The organism is Agrococcus sp. UYP10 (assembly GCF_040547205.1).
GTDB classification, from domain to species: Bacteria; Actinomycetota; Actinomycetes; order Actinomycetales; family Microbacteriaceae; genus Agrococcus; species Agrococcus jenensis.
On sequence record NZ_JBEPPG010000002.1, the window covers coordinates 1 to 4,252 of the forward strand.

Here is a 4,252-nt window from a genome sequence, read left to right on the forward strand (position 1 = left end):
CCGGGGCGACACGCCCGGGATGCGGCTGGTTTGCGGGGTGGGGGTGTGGCCCGTGTAACGTAATCCCTCGTCACCCCAAAGACGCAGAGCCGGACTGGCCAGCGGATCAAGAGGGACCACCTCCTCGCCGATAGGCGTCACGCTGTAGCGTGTCGCGTCTGGTGCGAGTACGGTGACAGATCACTTCAATGTTGACAGTGCGGAGCGCTCGGCGCGACGGACGGCTGCCTGGTGCGGCTGGCTGGCGTCGGTTCGACTCTGCACCGCGTGTCGATTTGACACGGGCTGAGAAGTGGTTACGATAGAGAAGTTGCCCCGGCACGGATCCAGAGATGGTGAGGTACGGGAGCGTCTGATCCTTGAGAACTCAACAGCGTGCACAATGTCAAATGCCAAAATATTAACTCGTCGTCCCTTCGGGGACAACGATTCCTTTGGATGAGACAGATTGTCAGTAGACAGTCTATTTTGTCAGCATCAAACTCGCTGCCGTCGGCTTGCCGGCGGTATGCAACTTTTCTTTACGGAGAGTTTGATCCTGGCTCAGGACGAACGCTGGCGGCGTGCTTAACACATGCAAGTCGAACGATGAAGGAGGAGCTTGCTCCTCCGGATTAGTGGCGAACGGGTGAGTAATACGTGAGCAATGTGCCCTTGACTCTGGGATAAGCGCTGGAAACGGCGTCTAATACCGGATACGACGATCGGAGGCATCTCCTGGTCGTGGAAAGAACTTCGGTCAAGGATCAGCTCACGGCCTATCAGCTAGTTGGTGAGGTAACGGCTCACCAAGGCGACGACGGGTAGCCGGCCTGAGAGGGTGACCGGCCACACTGGGACTGAGACACGGCCCAGACTCCTACGGGAGGCAGCAGTGGGGAATATTGCACAATGGGCGCAAGCCTGATGCAGCAACGCCGCGTGAGGGACGAAGGCCTTCGGGTTGTAAACCTCTTTTAGCAGGGAAGAAGCGAAAGTGACGGTACCTGCAGAAAAAGCACCGGCTAACTACGTGCCAGCAGCCGCGGTAATACGTAGGGTGCAAGCGTTGTCCGGAATTATTGGGCGTAAAGAGCTCGTAGGCGGTTTGTCACGTCTGCTGTGAAAACCCGAGGCTCAACCTCGGGCTTGCAGTGGGTACGGGCAGACTAGAGTGCGGTAGGGGAGATTGGAATTCCTGGTGTAGCGGTGGAATGCGCAGATATCAGGAGGAACACCGATGGCGAAGGCAGATCTCTGGGCCGTAACTGACGCTGAGGAGCGAAAGCATGGGGAGCAAACAGGCTTAGATACCCTGGTAGTCCATGCCGTAAACGTTGGGAACTAGATGTGGGGACCATTCCACGGTCTCCGTGTCGTAGCTAACGCATTAAGTTCCCCGCCTGGGGAGTACGGCCGCAAGGCTAAAACTCAAAGGAATTGACGGGGGCCCGCACAAGCGGCGGAGCATGCGGATTAATTCGATGCAACGCGAAGAACCTTACCAAGGCTTGACATATACGAGAACGCACTGGAGACAGTGAACTCTTTGGACACTCGTATACAGGTGGTGCATGGTTGTCGTCAGCTCGTGTCGTGAGATGTTGGGTTAAGTCCCGCAACGAGCGCAACCCTCGTCCTATGTTGCCAGCACGTAATGGTGGGAACTCATGGGATACTGCCGGGGTCAACTCGGAGGAAGGTGGGGATGAGGTCAAATCATCATGCCCCTTATGTCTTGGGCTTCACGCATGCTACAATGGCCGGTACAATGGGCTGCGATACCGCAAGGTGGAGCGAATCCCAAAAAGCCGGTCTCAGTTCGGATTGAGGTCTGCAACTCGACCTCATGAAGTCGGAGTCGCTAGTAATCGTAGATCAGCAACGCTACGGTGAATACGTTCCCGGGCCTTGTACACACCGCCCGTCAAGTCATGAAAGTCGGTAACACCCGAAGCCAGTGGCCTAACCTTTTGGAGGGAGCTGTCGAAGGTGGGATCGGTGATTAGGACTAAGTCGTAACAAGGTAGCCGTACCGGAAGGTGCGGCTGGATCACCTCCTTTCTAAGGAGCATCTCGCCGGCTCAGCCGGCGCAGAGCCACTTCGGTCGCACACGTCGACCGGTGGTCAGCTCAAGGGTGGAACATTGACATTGGCGCTCGGGGGATCTTCTCCCGCTCAGTACCGCTGCTCGCAGCGTGGAACGGTGGGGTGGGGGAGACCGGGCGCATGCACGCTGTTGGGTCCTGAGGGACCAGACGGCGCCTTTTGGCGTCTTCGGACTTCCTCTGGACCGTATGGCTGAAGCGCAGTGCGCTGAGGCTGACGGTACCAACCGTATGTTGAGAACTACACAGTGGACGCGAGCATCTTAGATTCGAGCTTCGGCTCGAGTCAGATGATCTATATAGATCATTGGTCAGCAGCCTTCGGGCTGCCGATTAACCAACAATACTCATGTATGTGGTCAAATTTCTAAGAGCAAACGGTGGATGCCTTGGCATCTGGAGCCGATGAAGGACGTAGTAATCTGCGATAAGCCTCGGGGAGCTGATAAACAAGCTTCGATCCGAGGATCTCCGAATGGGGAAACCCCGCTGGGCGGCGTGCCGACCCAGTGACTCCCGCCTGAATATATAGGGCGGGTAGAGGGAACGTGGGGAAGTGAAACATCTCAGTACCCACAGGAAGAGAAAACAACAGTGATTCCGTAAGTAGTGGCGAGCGAACGCGGAAGAGGCTAAACCGATCGTGTGTGATAGCCGGCAGGCGTTGCACGATCGGGGTTGTGGGACATCTCAGCTGCTCTGCCGAGCAGCGAACGTTACAGACCGTGGTAGGCGAAGGACTTGGAAAGGTCCATCGAAGAGGGTGACAATCCCGTAGCCGAAACCATGCGATGGCGTGAGGTTCATCCCAAGTAGCACGGGGCCCGAGAAATCCCGTGTGAATCAGCCAGGACCACCTGGTAAGCCTAAATACTCCCAGATGACCGATAGCGGACAAGTACCGTGAGGGAAAGGTGAAAAGTACCCCGGGAGGGGAGTGAAATAGTACCTGAAACCGTTTGCTTACAAACCGTTGGAGCAGCCTTAGTAGCTGTGACAGCGTGCCTTTTGAAGAATGAGCCTGCGAGTTAGCGATATGTGGCGAGGTTAACCCGTGAGGGGTAGCCGTAGCGAAAGCGAGTCTGAATAGGGCGATTCAGTCGCATGTCCTAGACCCGAAGCGAAGTGATCTATCCATGGCCAGGTTGAAGCGAGGGTAAGACCTCGTGGAGGACCGAACCCACTTAGGTTGAAAACTGAGGGGATGAGCTGTGGATAGGGGTGAAAGGCCAATCAAACTTCGTGATAGCTGGTTCTCTCCGAAATGCATTTAGGTGCAGCGTTGCGTGTTTCTTGCCGGAGGTAGAGCTACTGGATGGCCGATGGGCCCCAAAAGGTTACTGACGTCAGCCAAACTCCGAATGCCGGTAAGTGAGAGCGCAGCAGTGAGACGGTGGGGGATAAGCTTCATCGTCGAGAGGGAAACAACCCAGACCACCGACTAAGGTCCCTAAGCATGTGCTAAGTGGAAAAGGATGTGGAGTTGCTTAGACAACCAGGAGGTTGGCTTAGAAGCAGCCACCCTTGAAAGAGTGCGTAATAGCTCACTGGTCAAGTGATTCTGCGCCGACAATTTAGCGGGGCTCAAGCACATCACCGAAGTCGTGGAATTCGTACAACAGCTCGGCCGCCCTCAAAAGCGGTCCAGGCGTACGGATTGGTAGGAGAGCGTCGTGTGGCGAGTGAAGCGGCGGAGTGATCCAGCCGTGGACGCCACACGAGTGAGAATGCAGGCATGAGTAGCGAAAGACATGTGAGAAACATGTCCTCCGAAAGACCAAGGGTTCCAGGGTCAAGCTAATCTTCCCTGGGTAAGCCGGGACCTAAGGCGAGGCCGACAGGCGTAGTCGATGGACATCAGGTTGATACTCCTGAGCTGGCGAAGAACCGCCCAAGTCAATCCAGTAATGCTAAGAGTCCGAATCCTTGGACCGATCCCTTCGGGGTGACGTCCTTGGGCTAGCACTCGACCCTATGCTGGTGCGGCTAGCGTATTAACAGGTGTGACGCAGGAAGGTAGCAGAACCGGGCCGATGGTTGAGTCCGGGTAAGCCGTAGGGCGTGGGATAGGCAAATCCGTCCCACACATAGCCTGAGAGCTTTGCCGAACCCTTAGAGGGAAGTCTGTGATCCTATGCTGCCTAGAAAAGCATCGACGCGAGGT

The 4,252-nt window shown here is 56.1% G+C and carries 2 rRNA genes; both read left to right on the forward strand.

Features of this window, described 5'->3' with window-relative positions:
- Positions 1–520 precede the first annotated feature (520 nt).
- Positions 521–2,043, forward strand: a 16S ribosomal RNA gene (locus ABIB37_RS14350).
- A 402-nt stretch (positions 2,044–2,445) separates the two neighbouring features.
- Positions 2,446–4,252, forward strand: a 23S ribosomal RNA gene (locus ABIB37_RS14355); the annotation flags it as partial.